The 16529-nt window shown below is 61.0% G+C and carries 13 protein-coding genes and 1 tRNA gene; 1 reads left to right on the top strand and 13 read right to left on the bottom strand.

Features of this window, described 5'->3' with window-relative positions:
• Window positions 1-9: 9 nt before the first annotated feature.
• Genes fabI through FFI89_RS25345 form a run of 5 tightly spaced genes read right to left on the bottom strand, consistent with a single transcriptional unit; the run spans window position 10 to window position 6394 of the window.
• Entirely contained in the window at window positions 10-801 is a 792-nt protein-coding gene (gene fabI, locus FFI89_RS25325) for an enoyl-ACP reductase FabI (protein WP_138830294.1), read from the bottom strand.
• Window positions 798-2012 carry an acetate/propionate family kinase gene (locus FFI89_RS25330; RefSeq protein ID WP_138830295.1) on the bottom strand — a complete coding sequence of 405 codons (1215 nt, stop codon included), beginning with the start codon at window positions 2010-2012 and terminating at the stop codon, window positions 798-800. Before FFI89_RS25330 ends, fabI begins: the two co-directional genes overlap by 4 nt.
• A gap of 5 nt (window positions 2013-2017) precedes the next feature.
• Entirely contained in the window at window positions 2018-2980 is a 963-nt protein-coding gene (locus FFI89_RS25335; protein WP_246669249.1) for a phosphate acetyltransferase, read from the bottom strand.
• Between the two features lie 29 nt (window positions 2981-3009).
• Window positions 3010-5232 carry a DUF3141 domain-containing protein gene (locus tag FFI89_RS25340; protein ID WP_138830297.1) on the bottom strand — a complete coding sequence of 741 codons (2223 nt, stop codon included), beginning with the start codon at window positions 5230-5232 and terminating at the stop codon, window positions 3010-3012.
• 25 nt (window positions 5233-5257) lie between these two features.
• Complete coding sequence (locus tag FFI89_RS25345) at window positions 5258-6394, bottom strand: AI-2E family transporter (protein WP_138830298.1); 1137 nt, start codon at window positions 6392-6394, stop codon at window positions 5258-5260.
• A gap of 233 nt (window positions 6395-6627) precedes the next feature.
• On the opposite strand from FFI89_RS25345, the gene FFI89_RS25350 reads away from it, so the two are divergent.
• Window positions 6628-7056 (top strand): N-acetyltransferase family protein, encoded by a 429-nt coding sequence (locus tag FFI89_RS25350; RefSeq protein WP_371722535.1) that lies wholly within the window; start codon window positions 6628-6630, stop codon window positions 7054-7056.
• Window positions 7057-8306: 1250 nt separating this feature from the next.
• Here the strand turns inward: FFI89_RS25350 and FFI89_RS25360 are convergent.
• The 8 genes from FFI89_RS25360 to FFI89_RS25395 form a co-directional block, all read right to left on the bottom strand.
• Window positions 8307-8382, bottom strand: a tRNA-Lys gene (locus FFI89_RS25360).
• A gap of 174 nt (window positions 8383-8556) precedes the next feature.
• Window positions 8557-9168 carry a Spy/CpxP family protein refolding chaperone gene (locus tag FFI89_RS25365; RefSeq protein ID WP_138830301.1) on the bottom strand — a complete coding sequence of 204 codons (612 nt, stop codon included), beginning with the start codon at window positions 9166-9168 and terminating at the stop codon, window positions 8557-8559.
• Window positions 9169-9307: 139 nt separating this feature from the next.
• A complete protein-coding gene (locus FFI89_RS25370; protein ID WP_138830302.1) occupies window positions 9308-10591 on the bottom strand; it encodes a TRAP transporter large permease in 1284 nt (427 codons plus the stop codon).
• Entirely contained in the window at window positions 10591-11163 is a 573-nt protein-coding gene (locus tag FFI89_RS25375; protein ID WP_138830303.1) for a TRAP transporter small permease, read from the bottom strand. Before FFI89_RS25375 ends, FFI89_RS25370 begins: the two co-directional genes overlap by 1 nt.
• A 151-nt stretch (window positions 11164-11314) precedes the next feature.
• Window positions 11315-12316 carry a TRAP transporter substrate-binding protein gene (locus FFI89_RS25380; protein ID WP_138830304.1) on the bottom strand — a complete coding sequence of 334 codons (1002 nt, stop codon included), beginning with the start codon at window positions 12314-12316 and terminating at the stop codon, window positions 11315-11317.
• A gap of 805 nt (window positions 12317-13121) precedes the next feature.
• Window positions 13122-13817: a TetR/AcrR family transcriptional regulator gene (locus FFI89_RS25385; protein ID WP_168213041.1), complete on the bottom strand. Its 696-nt coding sequence runs from the start codon at window positions 13815-13817 to the stop codon at window positions 13122-13124.
• Between the two features lie 148 nt (window positions 13818-13965).
• The gene (locus FFI89_RS25390) at window positions 13966-14754 is read right to left on the bottom strand and encodes an enoyl-CoA hydratase/isomerase family protein (RefSeq protein WP_138830306.1); all 789 of its coding nucleotides are present in this window, start codon (window positions 14752-14754) and stop codon (window positions 13966-13968) included.
• A gap of 21 nt (window positions 14755-14775) precedes the next feature.
• Window positions 14776-16521 (bottom strand): CocE/NonD family hydrolase, encoded by a 1746-nt coding sequence (locus FFI89_RS25395; RefSeq protein ID WP_168213042.1) that lies wholly within the window; start codon window positions 16519-16521, stop codon window positions 14776-14778.
• Window positions 16522-16529 lie beyond the last annotated feature (8 nt).

Raw genomic sequence — 16529 nt, forward strand, 5'->3', positions numbered from 1 at the left:
TTGCGCACGTCAGTCGATGATGTGGTAGCCGCCATCGATATAGAGCACGCTTCCCGTGATCAGCTTGGCGCCGTCAAGAGCGAGAAACGCGGTCGCCTTCCCAACATCATCGATGCTGACCAGGCTGCGCGACGGTGCCTGCGATTGCGCCTTGTCCATCAATTCGTCGAACTCGGGGATGCCTGACGCCGCGCGCGTTGCCAGCGGTCCGGGTGAAATGGCGTGCACGCGAATGCCTTTCGGGCCGAGTTCGGCCGCAATGTAGCGCACCGCAGCCTCGAGGGCCGCCTTCGCAACACCCATGACATTGTAATTCTTCACCACCATCTGGCTACCATAATAGGTCATGGTGAACATGGTGCCGCCGTCCTTCATTAGCGGTTCCGCCAGATGCGCCATCCGCATAAACGACCAGCAGGACACGTCCATGGTCTTCTGAAAACCTTCCCGGTCAACGTCGACCACACGGCCGTGCAGCGTATTCTTCGGCGAGAAGGCGATAGAGTGCAGCAGGAAATCGAGCTGGCCCCATTCCTTGCCGATCCGCTCAAACACCTTTTCGGTTTCGCCTTCGACCATCACATCGAGCGGCATGAAGATTGGCGACTCCAGCGCCTTGGCCAGCGGCTCGACATGCTTCCTGGCCTTTTCGTTCAGATAGGTGACGGCTAGGTCGGCGCCTAACGCCCGAAACGCCTTGGCACACCCCCAGGCGATCGATTGATCGTTGGCAATACCAACGACGAGCCCCTTCTTGCCTTTGAGCGCGACGCTGGTCTCGGGATATACCGGGATGTTCATGACACGGTCTCGCGTTTCTGGTTAGGCCTTTTTCCGTTCACGAGCACTGCCAACGTGTGCTGCGCAATCATCAACTCTTCGTCGGTAGGAACGACATACACAGGAATACGGCTGTCGGATCGCGATATCTTGCTGGCGTGCCGGGCATTCGCCGCCGGATCGAGCACGACGCCGAGCCAGGCCAATCGCTCGGCAATACGGGCTCGGATTGAGGCCGAGTTCTCACCAATCCCGGCGGTAAACACGAAGGCATCGAGCCCTTGAAGCGCCGCGGCCAACATGCCGGCGTTGAGGCCGACCCGGTAGACGAAATAGTCGATCGCAAAGGCCGCGTGGGGATCCGCACTGGTCTCGAGCTCCCGCATATCGTTGCTAATGCCGGACAACCCCTTCAGGCCGCACTCGCGGTAGAGAAAATCCTGCACCTTCGCTGCAGACATGCCTTTTTCCGCGATCAGATACAGCACCACGCCGGGATCGAGCTGGCCCGGGCGCGTTCCCATCGCAAGGCCGTCGAGCGCCGTAAAGCCCATGGTGCTTTCAACGCTCTTGCCATTTCTCATCGCGCCCATCGAGGCTCCGCTGCCGAGATGAGCGACAATTACGCGGCCGCCGGCAATGTCGGGTGCAACCTGCGGCAAGCGCTTGGCGATATATTCGTAGGACAGGCCGTGGAAGCCGTAGCGCCTGACGCCTTCGGAATGAAGCTGGTGCGGGATCGCATAATGGTCCGCCAGCGCATCGTGATCGCGATGAAAGGCGGTATCGAAACAGGCGACCTGCGGCAGAGCCGGGAAGTTGTTCAGGAGCGTCTTGATCGGCGCGAGGTTATGTGGCTGGTGCAACGGTGCGAGCGAGACGTACCGCTCCAGCCGCCCTACCACCCCGTGATCAATCAACACCGGGCTTGCATGGTCAGGCCCACCATGGACGACGCGATGGCCGACGGCGATGGGTTTGATACTTCGTTCGTCGCGCAGCCACGCGCCGGCAACAGCCATCGCGGCCGGTACATCGGCTATCGCCTCAATCGGATAGGCGCGATCCGCCATCGGATCGCCGTTCGGGCCACTCGCGCGCAGCCGCGGACGACTGCCGATCCCGTCGATCTGGCCCTTGATCCGCCGCTCTAACTTCCCCTCTCCTTCGACGGAGAACACCTGAAATTTAACGCTCGAAGAGCCGGCATTGACAACGAGGATCGTATCCATGGCGATCACCCGACAACGGTTGGCGCGTGTTGGCGCCTTGCATGGGCATAGAGCGAAGCTATGGCGCTGGACGCCATGCGGGCGCGCGCAGTATCCGCACGTGACGTCAGGACGATGGGCACCCGGGCGCCGAGCACAATGCCCGCGCCATCGGCTTTGGCGAAGTAGGCAAGATTTTTCGCCAGCATGTTGCCGGCCTCAAGGTCGGGAACAACCAGGATCTGCGCGCGACCTGCGACCTCGGACTTGATTCCCTTGATCCGCGCCGCTTCCAGATCGATGGCGTTGTCGAAGGCGAGCGGCCCGTCGAGCACACCGCCGGTGATCTGGCCGCGGTCGGCCATTTTGCACAGTGCCGCTGCCTCGATCGTCGAAGGAATCAGGCCGGTGACGGTTTCGACCGCCGACAGGATCGCCACGCGCGGATTCTTGCCGAATCCCGCCTGGTTATAGAGATCGATCGCGTTCTGGATGATGTCCCGTTTGGCTCCAAGATCGGGAAAAATGTTGATCGCCGCGTCTGTGACGAAAATCGTTTCGGCATAGGCCGGCACGTCCATCACGAAGACATGGCTGATGCGCCGGGCCGTGCGCAAGCCGCCAACCTTCGCCGTCACCGCCCGCATCAGTTCGTCGGTATGCAGGCTGCCCTTCATCAGCATTTCGCCCTTGGCCGCGTGAATCAACTCGACGCCCTTGGCGGCAGCTTCCTCGCTATGCCCGGCGTCGACGATTTCAAAGCCTGCGATGTCAAGGCCGCTTTTGGCGGCGGTCTCCCTGATCTTGCCTACGGGACCGATCAGAATGGGCTGAATGATGCCGGCCTGCGCACTATCGACAGCGCCGCGCAGCGAGGTTTCGTCGCAGGGATGCACAACGATGGTCGGAACCGGCGGCACGGCTTTCGCCGCCTCGATCAATCGATCATATTTGCTGGGCGGTTTCGTTTGCCCTGTGTCGGCGGACATGATGTCGCTCCCAATCCTTTGAACCTTCGCTATGACGCTCTTGCCGCGGGATCGAAAGGGGCAACGTTTGACGCCCCTACCTCCCCTGCATCGACACCAAACAACCCGGCGATCCGCTCGAGGCGGTTGGCGCGTTCGCCCGTGATCTCATGGCTGGCGGACAACACCTCACGTATCGCCGCGAACACATTGCGCTTTTGCATGACGTCCTCGGGCAACAGCTTCGGGATGGCGGCAAGCGCCCCTTCCAGATCGAGCAACAGCATGAAGAACTGCTCGCGTACCAGCATCTTGAACTCGGGCAGCGTCAATCGTGCTCCGGCATGATCACGCCGAACCTGACGCAGCGCTTCGATGCTGCGCTCATCGACCATTCCCCGCGCCGAACCTACATAAAGCAGCGCCCGCAAGCTCGCTTCGCGCAAACCTCCTTCTCCGACCTTCGATTTCAGTTCAGCGATCCGCTTGTCCAGCATGGCACGGTGTTCGGCCGACATCGCCCTGCGGCGCGACGGCTCGGACTTCGGATCGATGCCGACGGCTGTCTGCAATGCCGGCGAACCGTAGAGGTTGAGGAAGATGGCCTCGCTCAGCGCCTCCTGCGAGTCGCGCCAGCTATCCAGCACATGAACGATCTGCTTGGACATATGCTCCTGGAATACCAGGAAGGGATTGTCTTTCGAGACCGGCTTGCGGTTCTCTTCGATGCCTTCCGCGGCGGACTTCACCGTGGTCATCCAGGGGTTTTGGCTGCTGAAGGCCTCATACTGCATCCGCAGCGGATGTAGTTTGCGCATCGACTCCGCCATTTGCGGAGTCACTAAATTCTTGAGCCAGGGCTGAACGAATTTCTGGTAGGCTGCGAGATTCATCTCCGAAACGCGCTTGGCGGCAGCGAAGCGCCGCTCGTCCTCGGGCGAATTGCCGCCCATAGCCTTGATGTCGTCAAGCGTTCGCGCCTCGCAGCGCATAACCCATTGGCCGGCGACGAGGTCGGCGCTCGTGGTCTCCTCACCTTTTGCCTCGAACGTCGCTTCATATAGACCGGGCGGCAACACGTCGATCAGATCGATGTTGCTGGAAAATTCGGCGTGCTCCTTCTTGGCGACACCACCGGAAACGAAAATGCCGAGATGACCGACGCTTTGGTGAACCGTATAGACGATCGTCTGCCCATACGCCCTGATCTCGTCCACGTCGGCATAGCAATCGAGTATCCAGTTCAGCGCCTGTTGCGGTGGGGTGACGTTGTCGCCCTCGGAGCAAAACACCAGGATCGGTGATCTGATATTGCGCAAGTCCACCTTCCGGCCATCCGACATCTCGACCTTGCCGGCAGCAAGGTTGTTACCGATGAAGAGCTCATCGACGATGAATTGGATTTCTTCGGCATTCAAATTGACGTGCCCGCCCCACCAGCGCTCGAATTCGAGATATCGATCCGCCTCGGTATCGATCTTGGAATAGACGTTGTACTGCTTGCTCCACAGTGTGTTCGAGGGGTTCTGGCTCTCGAAATTCTGCACCAGCCAAGCGCCGTCGAACTTGCCGGCGCCGAGATCGCTGGTCATTGCGGTCAGCCAGCTGCCGCCCATCAGGCCGCCGGAATAGCGCATCGGGTATTTGCCGTGCACGCCTTCCCAATAGGCGAGCGGTGCACCCGCGATGATCAGCGGCCCGAACAGTTCCGGCCGCAGCGAGGCCAGGATCATGACGGCCCAGCCGGCCTGGCAATTCCCGATCACACAGGGCTTGCCGTCAGCCTGGGGATGCAGGCTGATGACCTTCTCGATGAACTGCGCTTCGGCGCGCGCAATGCGTTCGATCGTCTGTCCCGGCATCGGGTCCGGCAGGAACCCGATGAAATAGCAGGGATGACCCGCCTGCATCGCGACGCCGATCTCGCTGTCCGCCTTGAAACCGCCGATTCCCGGGCCGTGACCGGCGCGGGGATCGACCACGATGAACGGCCGCCGATCGAGATCGATTTCGACGCCCTTCGGCGGAATGATGCGCACCAGCGCGTAGTTGACAGGTTCGTCCAGCTTGCGCCCATCCATGATCAGTTCGGCGGCATATTGCAGAACATGGGGCGCTGTCTGAGCGACGTGTTCGCGGTATTGGTCGCCGCGCTGGCGCATGACGTCGAGGAAAAGCATGCTCCGCTGCCCCGCATCGACCATGTATTCCACCGCTGAGGCAACGAGCCCGGACATCGGGCCGCCCGGGAGCGCCGCATTGTTCATCGACATGGTTCGACCTCACTGTCGTGTAGCTTCATTCAAGAAGCCCGGCGGTTTCCGAACGTTGATTTAGGTCAACGTTCGATGGTCGACCGGAAAGTGACTCCGCCTTGGTGCGATCGGTGCGTATCCATGCGACCGTCAACTCCCAGGCAAGTGATAGAATGATTGGTCCTATGAAGAGGCCCACAATACCGTGCGCGAGCATTCCCCCTATCACTCCCACGAAGATGACGAGCGTCGGCGTCGCCAGGCCCCGCCCCATCACGAGCGGTTTCAACACGTTGTCGAGGATCCCGACGATCGCCAGGAAGATCGTCAACAGAAGTGCCGTGGTGAAATCCTTGTCGAACCAGATCCATATGACCACGGGGAACAGGACGATTGCCGCGCCGATCTGCACGATCGCCAGCAACATGACCGCAAACGCCAGCAGGCCGGCGCTGGGAATACCCGCCAGCTTGAAGCCGATCCCGGCCAACAATGATTGGACTATCGCGACCCCGATGACACCCTGCGATACCGCGCGGATGGTTGCACCGGCCAGCTCAAGGAAGTGTTCGCTCTGTTCGGGCACGATGCGATAGAGAAAGCCTCTGCCTGCCGCCACAAGTTGCGAACCGTAGGGAAAAAGAAAGCCGGCAACCGCCACGGCCATTAGAAATTGGAGCGTCCCAACCCCTGCGTTACCCGCAAAAGAGAGCATGATGCCCGCCAACGGTTTCAGATACGGGGCCACTTCGCGCAATGCCGATCGAATGTTGTTGAAGGCCTGATTCCAGAGTTCATACAGCTGCGGACCAATGAGTGGCCAATTCTTGACGCCTTCAGGCGGCGACGGAACAGCCAGATTACCTGTACCTAGATTACCGGCGATCGCCTTCAACCCATCTACCGCGCTGAGGCCGAGCCAGGTCGCCGGTCCGATGACGATCGCAAGATTGACAATGGTAAGGATCGTTGCCGCAAGCTTCGGGCGACCACCTAGCGCCTTGGAAAGAAATTCAAAGACCGGGTGGAATGCGACGGCGAGTACAATGCTCCATGCCAATATAGGTACAAAGGGTCGGATCAGGAGAAACGTCCAGTAGATCAGGAAAGCGAGCAAGCCGAGGCGGATTGCAAACTGGATGACATCTTCTCCGGACAGGAGCTGGCGAAGGGTTCTCAAAACGCGCGCCTCCTGCGAGTGGCCATGTGGCGCCAACTACCTGCTGCTCTTGCGCAATAGTCTTGATCCAGATCAAGCGGCCGCGGACCAGTCCCGGCTTCATCGGCCGACGGCGATCGTTTGCACGTACTTGAGGCGAAATGTCAGAAGCTATCGACTACACCGCACGCGAGCTTCTCCGCGATGGCAGCCAGGTCGACATCCGCGCGCTTCGGCGGGAGGACGAAGCTGACATGCTCGGTGCGATCGAAAGGACCAGCGCGAAATCCTTGCAACGTCGCTTCTTCGTTATGAAGCGGCATTTCTCGGAAAAGGAACGCGCCTTCTTCATGGATGTCGACTTCAAGAACCATGTCGCGATCGTCGCCGTTGCAGAGGAATCCGGCAGCAAGGTCATCGCCGGTGGCGGCAGGTACATTGTCTTTGAGCCAGGACGCGCCGAGATGGCATTTGTCGTCGTGGATGCCTGGCAAGGACGCGGCATCGGCTCGATCCTGATGTGTCACCTCGCCAGGATTGCGAATGACGCCGGACTGCAGGAATTGACGGCGGAAGTTCTGCCCGAGAACACCGCGATGAGAAAGGTATTCGAAAAATTCGGGTTCAAGCCAACTCGACGGCGCGACCCGCAGACGGTCCATCTCGTTCTGAAGCTCGGTTAGATGGCTATCTCAATCCCAGTAGCGCACGCCGGTAGCCGCTCTTCCGAGCCTCATTCCTGCACACGAAGCTGCCGGAAAATCCCGACGCGTAGCGCTTTTGACCCTTCGCATAGTAGCGCCCGTTTCCGAAATCGAGCCAGACGATCGAATCTCCGAGACAATGGCGCTGCGCCTGGGATTCATGGCGGAACGGCGTAAGAACCTGCGCCGTCGCGCTTCGCCACCCGGATGAAATAACGGCTAGTGCGACAGCCGAACAACAGTAGAAGGTTCTTCGCATCTTGCATCCCACTTTGTGCCGCATCCTCCATAGTTCCAGCCACAGAGCATCGAGCCGGGGGCAAAGCATGGTGGACTGTGGAGTTCGTGAGCGAGCAAAACTGCAGCCTCCGCGGCGGCCCCACGTTGACGTAGATCAACGGTACCCTTGGGGTAGTCGGATAGAAATCGAGGCGTGTAGCCTCGCCCTCGCGCTCCACCCTCGGAGGTGCCGGCGCTTCCTCCCACAATCAAGAAGGCCGGGGCCCGGTCCCACCGCACCATCTTGCGCAACAAGGCCGACCACTTGTTGACAGGGCTGCTGTGCGACGACGCCGGGCATCGCATGATTCCGACCCACGCCACAAAAGCCGGCGTCCGCTACCGTTACTACGCGTCGACACCAGTCCTGCATGGAGAGGCTAAAACCGCGTCCGCTGGATCGTCTCCCGCCTTCCCGCCGCTGACGTTGAAGACACCGTCGTAAAATCCCTAAAGGAATATCGTGGCGCCAACCAAGGCATGAGCGCTGAGAGTTTGGGGGATCGCGATGCCATTTCGGAGCGAGTTGCCGGAATCGTCGTAGGCTGGTCATCAGTCTCAAGTCAGACGGCGCGGACGATACATCAAATTCCCCATATGTCCGGTCGCTCACAATTCCCTGGCAGAAACCCGCCCTCCAGAAGGTCCCGCCAGATCCTGCTCCCTCACAATGCAATGCGTAGCGACGTCCGCCCGGAGCAGTTCGCGCGCCGGGCGCGCCTGGTCAGCACGATCGCCCGAGGTCGTCAGTGGCTCGATGATGTAGTCTCGGGACGCGTCACCACGGTCGCATATCTTGGCGCTCGCGAGAACTGATGCGGAGACAGGCGCACGAACAGACCCCTTTGCTTGCCAGAGATTCTGCTGGAGACCTGCCGGGCGACCCAAAGCCCACACTCCAGCGCAATAAATGCGGCTATTCTTGCAAGGGCTGTCACCCAGAGACTGGGTGGTGGGCGCACCAGGGCTCGAACCTGGGACCCGATGATTAAGAGTCATCTGCTCTACCAACTGAGCTATGCGCCCGGATCTTGGTCCGGAGAAGCCCTGCAAGAGGGCGTCGTTTAGCAAAGCGACCCCGGGATGTCCAGCAAGCCGGAACGAGTTTTCCCGGTCTTTGGCGAGCCCCCGGAACGGCAAAAAGCCGCTGGATTTCAGCGGCTTCCGCCGTCACCGGGATCGACCCGCCGAAACCTGCGTCTAGAGCCGCTCGCCGCCGCCCCGATCCGGGCCGCCGTCGCGGTCGTAGCGATTCCGGTCCAAACCACGACCCCGGCCGCCGTCGTCGCGGTCACGGTCAAAGCCGCGGTCCGGGCCCATGCCGCCCATGCCACCGTGGTGGCGCCAGCCTTCCCCGCCGCCGAAACGGTGTTCCATATGGGTCAGCACGGCAAGGCGGCGCTTCTGGCCGTCATCCAGCGTCTTGTAGAGCGGGTCGGCCGCATCGGCGATTTTCTTCATGGCCGCAGCCGAGGTCGCCATGTTGTCCGCGCGCTCGCGCAGGCGGGCGACCGGATCTTCCGGCTTCTGGCTGGCATCGTCCTGCGGCGCATTCATCCGCGCATTGGCGCGATCGATCCGCAGCTTGGCGAAATCCTTCACCGCGGCTTCCACCGGCGGCCACAGCTTTTCCTGGTCGGCCGAAAGCTTCAGGCCGGCATGAACGGCTGCGATCCGCGCATCGGCGAACGCCGCCCTGTCCTCCGGGCTCATCCGCATATGTCCGTAGGACCAATGGCGGTGCTGGGCGTAGACGGCGGTCGAGCCGGCGATGGCGAGCACGGCGACAGCGGCGATGGTGAACTTCCTCATGCGAACCTCCTGTAAAGGTTGCCTGAGGATGAGCCGCTGCCTGCCGTTGTTCAACTTAACGATTGGAAAGCTTCCCCTTGCCGAGAAGCATAACGCCCTTTTGATCGACGGCACCGCGCGGCGCCAACTGCGGCAAAATCTAGACCATCCCGAGCAGCCGCGGCAGCCACAGCGAAATTTCCGGGACGTAGGTGATCAGCCCGAGGAAGGCCAGCATCGCGCACAGCCACGGCAGCACCGCGATCGTGATCTCGCTGATCCCCATCTTGGCAATACTGCTGGCGATGTAGAGGTTGAGGCCGACCGGCGGATGGCACAAGCCGACCTCGGTGTTGACGATCATCAGCACGCCAAGGTGAACCGGATGGATGCCGAGCTTGGTCGCCAGCGGAAACAGGATCGGCGCCATGATCAGCAGGATCGACGATGGATCCATCACGTTGCCCGCCAGCAGCAGGATGATGTTGACGACGAGCAGGAACATCCAGACCGAGAAATTCTTGTCGATGATCCACGCGGCCATTTCCTGCGGGATCTGCTCGTGCGTCATCAGGAACGAGAACAGCACCGCGTTGGTGATGATGTAGAGCAGCATCGAGCTCATGCTCGCGGCCTGCAGCAGCACCTTCGGCACTTCGGTGAGCTTCAGTTCCTTGTAGACGAACACCGTAATGAAGAAGGCATAGACCGCGGCGACGGCGGCCGCTTCCGTCGGCGTGAAGATGCCGCCATAGATGCCGCCGAGCACGATACCGATCAGCAACAGGCCCCAGAGGCTTTCCCGGAACGCGGTCCATTGCTGTCCGAGCGTGGCCTTGGGCATCTTCGGATAGCCGTTACGCAGGGCGACGACGAAGGTCACCGCGGCCAGCATCAGCGCCAGAATGATACCCGGCACGATGCCGGCCATGAACAGCGCCCCGATCGAGGTGTTGGTCGAGACGCCGTACAGCACCAGGATGATCGACGGCGGCACCAGGATTCCGAGTGCGCCCGAGGTCGAGATCACGCCGACGCCGAAACGCCTGGGATAACCGTGTTCAACCATCGCCGGCATCATGATCGAGCCGATCGCGACTACCGTCGCGACGCTCGATCCGGAAATCGCCGCGAACATCGCGCAGGCCGCGACGCCGGCGAGGCCCAGCCCGCCCGGCAAATGCCCGACCAGCGAGGTCGTAAACGCGATCATCCGCCGCGCGACACCGCCGCGGGTCAGGAAGGTACCGGCGAGGATAAAGAACGGGATCGCCATGATGCCGAAATTGTCGAGGCCGGAAAACAGCTTCAACCCGACGCTTTCGATCGGCACTTCCGTCATCGTGAACAGGAAGGTCAGAACGGTGAGGCCGAGCGAAATCGAGATCGGCATGCCGGTCAGCATCAGCGCAAACAGCAGTCCGAAGATGAGAGCCGCACTCATCACGCTTCTCCGAGCGCGATGGGCGCATTCTTGCTGGTTTCAATGCCCTCGACATGGGACGCATCATGGTGCGGCAGATCGCCGGTCCACCAATAGGTCCACATCACCTGCATGAAGCGGAACGACATCAGATAGGAGCCGAGCGGAATGCAGGCATAGACCAGCCAGCTCGGCAATTCGAGATCGGGCGAGACCTGATCGGTTTGCATCAGCTCGAAGACGAATTTGGCGCCCATGGTGCCGACGATGGCGGTGAACAGCGCGCCGCCAAACAGGCCGAACAGAATCACAGCCTTGCGCCAGCGGTCGTTGAGCCGGTTGATCAGCACGTCGACGCCGACGTGGATGCCGGTCCGCACACCATAGGCGGCGCCGAACTTGGCCATCCAGATGAACATGTAGATGCACAGCTCCTGGGCCCAGGCGATGTGGATCTGGATGAAGAGCGGATAGAGGAACGATATGCCGGTGCCGAACCGGTGAACGACGGAAACAAAGATCAGGACCGTCGCCGCGCCCATCAGCGAGGTAATGATGATTTCCTCGAGCCGATCAAGGATACGTAGCAGCATTTCTTCCCCCACGCACCCGGCAAACTCCGGCGCATCGCCTTCCATTGATGTAAGCCGGCGCCCGTCGATCCCCACTATCCGGCGCCGCGCAAGATCAGTGCGAACCCAAGTCAGCAAACTTTTGCAGCCAAGGGCTCGCCTGTCGCGGCGGTCAGTGGCCCGCCTGGCCGGTCTCTTTCAGGAACTCGTCGATCAGCGGCTGGCCGACCCGGGCAGCGACGTCCTTGTAGACCGGCTCCATCGCCTTACGCATCGCGGCGTCCTGTTCCGGCGTCAGCGTGACGATTTCGGTCTTGCCGGCCTTCTTGATTTCGGCGAGCGCGTCCTCGTTTTCCTTCGCCGACTGGCCGTTGCCGAAAGCGGTGGCTTCCTTCATGGCCTTGTCGAGCTCGGCGCGGATGTCGGCCGGCAGGCCGTCCCAGAACTTCTTGTTCACGACCACGACGTAGCCGATGTAGCCGTGGTTGGTGACGGTGGCGAACTTCTGCACCTCGTGCATTTTCTGGGTGTAGATGTTGGACCAGGTGTTCTCCTGGCCGTCGACCACGCCGGTCTGCAGCGCCTGATAGACCTCGCCGAACGCCATCACCTGCGGGATCGAGCCGAGCGCGCGGAACTGCGCCTCGAGCACCTTCGACGACTGGATGCGGAACTTGACGCCCTTGTAGTCGGCGGGGGTGACGAGCTTCTTGTTGGCGCTCATTTCCTTGAAGCCGTTGTCCCAATAAGCGAGGCCGGTCATTCCCTTCGAATCGAGCAGCTTGAGCAACCTGGCGCCGAGTGGACCATCGGTGACTTTGCGCAGCGTGGTCAGGTCGGGAAGGATGTAGGGCAGATCGAACACCTCGAATTCCTTGACCCCGATCGGGCCGAATTTCGAGTTTGACGGCGCCAGCATCTGCACCGCGCCGAGCTGCAACGCTTCCAGCTCTTCCTTGTCCTTGTAGAGCGTCGAGTTCGGGTAGACTTCGACCTTCACCTTGCCGTTGGTGTATTTCTCGGCCAGTTCCTTGAATTTTTCGGCCGCCTTGCCCTTGGGCGTGTCGGAAGCCACCACGTGGCTGAACTTGATCACGATCGGCGCCTGCGCCGCGGCCGGACCGGCCAGAGCGAATGCCGCGACCGATGCCGCAGCCAAGATCAGTTTACGCATGTTTCCTCCGCGCTATTTTTGCGGAACACGGGAAATGCCCGGCCCCGATACCCGTATGCCAGCCGCACCAATACAGAGAAGCGAACCGGATTGCCATTGCCCCTTTAGCAGGGGCTGCTTTCCCAAATTTGCTGCACTGCAAAATGCGACATTCTGTCCATGCCAGGGGACGAGCTGTTCGATCGGCAACCGCATTCGCCACGACCATCCCGGAATGACGGAGGATAGATACGACTTCGCCTCCTCGCGGCGCTGATCGCCCGAAGTTTTTCTGGAAACCTTGCCCTCCGAAAATCAGAGGGCGCGGGGAAGACCGGGTGCGCGCTGCACCCGCGGTCTCGCGTGCGATGTGCATTAGAAATGCTGCACACGAGCATACAGGTTCAGCGGAGAACACCCGGCCTTCCCTGCGCAATGGCTTTACGGCTTATACGTGATCGTCCTGGTGACCGGCTTTCTTGCCACCATCGTCAGAGTAGGCTTTCGCTTCCGCCAACTTGACGCCAGCACCGGGGCGTCGGACCCAAACGATTTCGCCGTACGCAAATGACCGCGCTCGTCAGTCGCAGCCTTCGCGTCCACCGCTCCCTGCCCCTCGTTTGCGACGATGGCCAACGCCCCTTGGTGGGACAGGATGGCGGGAGTTAAACTTCTGATTTGCCCGACGGGGCAACGGAAATATTTTTGCGCGAAGGGCTGGACATACTTTTGGTGATTTGCCCGTCGCGCCATTTTGTCGCAGCCACTACGCCGCCCGTCGCAGAGGCTGTTACGGAGGCGATATTACGATGCCCGCCACACGCCTTCAGCGCGTCCTTGCCGTTGCGCGATCTGTCTTCGGCTCCTCTCCGAAGACCGTCTCGTCAACCAGGCGCCAATACGCTTCGACAACCTTCGTGTCGTCGGATGACAGTCCGCTCGTAACTTGCATTTCAGGACCAAATTCCGAAAGCGCGGCGGTAAGGCTGACCATCATATAGTGGAAAAGAATCGGATCGACTGCGGGAAGGAGATCTCGTTTCTGAGCCTCAACTATCTGAGGCAGCAATCGCGCCAGAAGCGGAGCCAGGACAGTTTCCGCCAGCCATTTCAGCCGCGGATTATTCGTCAAGGCTTCCTGGCGCATGAACCGATGAAATTCAGGAAACGCGACGGTATACCGAAAAAGAGCCGTGTACTCCTGGCGCAGCCGCACCAACGGCGACAGTTCAGATCCTTCTGGCGCCAGAATATCCCACTCGGTCCGTATCTGCGCGAAGGCGTGCTCGGCCGCGGCCCGCCAGAGAATATCCTTGCTGCGATAATGATAGGTGATCAGCGGATGTTGCAGATCGAGCCGATCCGCGATTGCGCGGATGCTCGCACCTTCAAATCCTCGCTCGGCAAATTCCGAGATGGCGGCATTAAGGATCGCCGCCCGCGTCTCGATTGAACGCTGTTGTTCGGCTCTCTTGCGCGGGCGCTCCTGGCGCCCGGTAGCCAGTCTGGTTTTCTTCGGCATCGGGCCTTCAATTAACATAGCTCCCAACCGAACGCCACGCGGAGTATTGAATGGCTCTTCATGAGTATATCACGGGCTGCCACGTAACCGATCGCCTGGAGCTATCGGCGTTGACCACGGAGTTTCTCGACTTGTGTTCGCGGCCGGCTCATTTTCCTTCGAAGACGAGCGTTGGCGGTTCAATGTCCCTGTCGAAAGCGTCCGCTGTGCTCGCAAAACCGCGCTGGGCGTCGGCACCGTTGTAGAGCTCCATCGCGATATCGAGCATCACCAGATCCGCGGCGGCGACGCCTCCGCTCGACCAGGCCTTGAGCAGCGTGCGCGTCGCGGCGTACGACCGGGTCGGCCCGGTCGCGAGCTGTCCGGCCAATGCAGCCGCCGTTGCCGAAAGCTCGTTCTCAGGCACCACATGGGTCGCAATTCCGAGCACACCGGCTTCGCGTCCGGAGATCGGCTCACCGAGCATGGCGAGACGCGTTGCGCGAGCCCGCCCGGCACGCTCGGCGATCCGCTGCAGGGCTCCGGCGATCGGCAGCATCGCCGTCGTCACTTCGACGCAGCGAAGGGTCGCATTTTCGGCCGCGACGAGAAAATCGCACGCCAGCGCAAGTTCGAAACCGCCGCCGAAGGCGACGCCGTGCACCACGGCCACCGTCGGTATCTTCAGCATCTCGATGGCGCGATAGGAGACGTTTATTTCGGCGACGAACGTCCTGAACCAGTTGACGTCCTTTCCCGGCCATTCACGCACCTCGCCGCCAAAGCTGAAGTGCGGCCCCTCGGCGCGAACGACAAGCACGCGGATGTCGCTTGCGCTGGCCTGGTGCACGGCCACTCTCAGAGCTTCCGTGAAGCGCAGGTCCAGCCGGTTAAACGGCGGATTGGCCAGCACAATATTTCCGATGGCGCCATCTCGTTCAAATCGGATCGTCGTCATTGCAAATGCCCTCCTCGAGCTTTACGCAGTGCGCTGGTTGACGGATGCGGGGATCAGCGGCAGCAGCAGATGTGACGGACGCTCGGCATCCCGATAGATCTTGTGGGTCACCGTTGTGCTGCTGCAGACGTGGTACGGGATGTATTCGACGTTGGTCATCGCCCCGGTGCCGGTCGGGACATCCACGGAGGTGATGTCGAGGCAGATCCGATGACCCGCCTTGAACTGGTTCGCTGTGGCGAGGATCTGTATCTTGTACTCAACCACCTCGCCCGGCTTGACGGGAGCGATGGCGTCCTGCGTGAGCTTGTGGAACGGCTCCCAGGGCTTTGAACGCTTTTCATCGAGCGCCCGATAGGATGCCTTCAGCCAGCCTCGTGTCAGTTCGCGTTCGGGCAGTGTGGAGGGAACATCGCGCTCACCTTCACGCGCGGTTCGAACGGAGACGTCGGGCCCGACGTCCTTGAGCACGATGATCCAGTTGGTGTCTTCCTGATCGATCGCCGCGTACAGCGTCAGCGTGATCGGGCCAGCGACGGTGACGTCGTGCGGCAAGGGATCGGTCATGTAGCGTAGCCGCTCGACCTTGGTCGTGCGCGTCACCGGCATCTGCGTGAAGACATCGGGCTCGCGCGCGGAAGCGCCTGCCTCTGAGGCCGGGCGCGGCGGCTCGGTCGACAGCGTCTCCCAATGGGATAGATAATATTTCGTCCACTGCGTCTCCGGCAGCGGCCAGTCCGTTCCGGTCCGCCATTCGTTGGCGCCCATCAGCCAGTACCGAACCGGCGGCTCTTCCATGATGCCGGTGTCCTGACCCTTCAGCCAATGGTCGTACCACCGGATGATCTCGTCGTGATGCTGGTGGAACGGCCGCTCAAGGTGGGCCGGCCCCGTGAACAGCATCTTCTTCGGCGCATTGACGCTCTGGAAGTAGTGCTGCGCGCCGAGCCAGTGGAGCTTGTAGGTGTAGGCGTAGGCTCCCGAGCCCGTATAGAACGGTATCTTGATTTTCCTGAACGTCTCCTCCGCGCGCTCGACGGTGCCGTCGGGCTCCCACGGATGGGTCATCATGAGATACATGATGAACGTCCGCTGCCCCTTCTGCGTGAGGATGTTGTAGAGGTTGATGTACTGCTTGTAGTCGGGATTCCGCATGGCCCGGTGCCAAAACTCCTCCTCCGCGGCCGGAAGTTCTGCGGGCCGGTCGCGCGACTCGTGAACCGTGCTGAAGACGTCGAGCAGATAAGGGAAGGAATGAAGGACGCCGCCGGGATTGAAATCGCGGAATCCGAACATGCCGCCATAGGCGCTGCACGCGTCGTAGGGAAAGATGGCTTTCAGCGCCGGATGTCCCTGCGCGGCCGCGCGCCATTGTTCTCCGGCAAATCCGGAGATGCCGACCATTCCGACCTTGCCGTCTGACCAGAGTTGTTGCGTAATCCATTCGATCAGATCGTAGTGGTCCGTATCCTCGTGGCCGTAGTGTCCTTCCGATTTGGCAGAGCCCCTCGGCTGCGCGATCACATGGACATAGCCGTTGGCGATGAAGCGGCGTGTGTCGCCCGCCTCGATGGGACCGAACCAGAGCGGCGCGTGCGCCGGTTGCGGCGGCAGGATATCCGCGATGTCAGGACCCTGGATGTCCTTGTTGTGCAGTGCTGACGCGTACAGCACGGGGTATTTGCCTGGCGCATCCGGGCGGTAGACGTCGACGGCCAGCCGCGTGCCGTCCCGCATGGCGACGTAAATGTCCCGTTCCTTGATCATCGCTCGTC

The organism is Bradyrhizobium sp. KBS0727, assembly GCF_005937885.2.
Taxonomy (GTDB): Bacteria; Pseudomonadota; Alphaproteobacteria; order Rhizobiales; family Xanthobacteraceae; genus Bradyrhizobium.

What these genes read in the sequence shown, in the direction of transcription:
- fabI (WP_138830294.1), bottom strand. Translation starts at nt 801, where the DNA reads ATGAACATCCCGGTATATCCCGAGACCAGCGTCGCGCTCAAAGGCAAG.
- FFI89_RS25330 (WP_138830295.1), bottom strand. Translation starts at nt 2,012, where the DNA reads ATGGATACGATCCTCGTTGTCAATGCCGGCTCTTCGAGCGTTAAATTT.
- FFI89_RS25335 (WP_246669249.1), bottom strand. Translation starts at nt 2,980, where the DNA reads ATGTCCGCCGACACAGGGCAAACGAAACCGCCCAGCAAATATGATCGA.
- FFI89_RS25340 (WP_138830297.1), bottom strand. Translation starts at nt 5,232, where the DNA reads ATGTCGATGAACAATGCGGCGCTCCCGGGCGGCCCGATGTCCGGGCTC.
- FFI89_RS25350 (WP_371722535.1), top strand. Translation starts at nt 6,628, where the DNA reads ATGCTCGGTGCGATCGAAAGGACCAGCGCGAAATCCTTGCAACGTCGC.
- FFI89_RS25365 (WP_138830301.1), bottom strand. Translation starts at nt 9,168, where the DNA reads ATGAGGAAGTTCACCATCGCCGCTGTCGCCGTGCTCGCCATCGCCGGC.
- FFI89_RS25370 (WP_138830302.1), bottom strand. Translation starts at nt 10,591, where the DNA reads ATGAGTGCGGCTCTCATCTTCGGACTGCTGTTTGCGCTGATGCTGACC.
- FFI89_RS25375 (WP_138830303.1), bottom strand. Translation starts at nt 11,163, where the DNA reads ATGCTGCTACGTATCCTTGATCGGCTCGAGGAAATCATCATTACCTCG.
- FFI89_RS25380 (WP_138830304.1), bottom strand. Translation starts at nt 12,316, where the DNA reads ATGCGTAAACTGATCTTGGCTGCGGCATCGGTCGCGGCATTCGCTCTG.
- FFI89_RS25385 (WP_168213041.1), bottom strand. Translation starts at nt 13,817, where the DNA reads ATGCCGAAGAAAACCAGACTGGCTACCGGGCGCCAGGAGCGCCCGCGC.
- FFI89_RS25390 (WP_138830306.1), bottom strand. Translation starts at nt 14,754, where the DNA reads ATGACGACGATCCGATTTGAACGAGATGGCGCCATCGGAAATATTGTG.
- FFI89_RS25395 (WP_168213042.1), bottom strand. Translation starts at nt 16,521, where the DNA reads ATGATCAAGGAACGGGACATTTACGTCGCCATGCGGGACGGCACGCGG.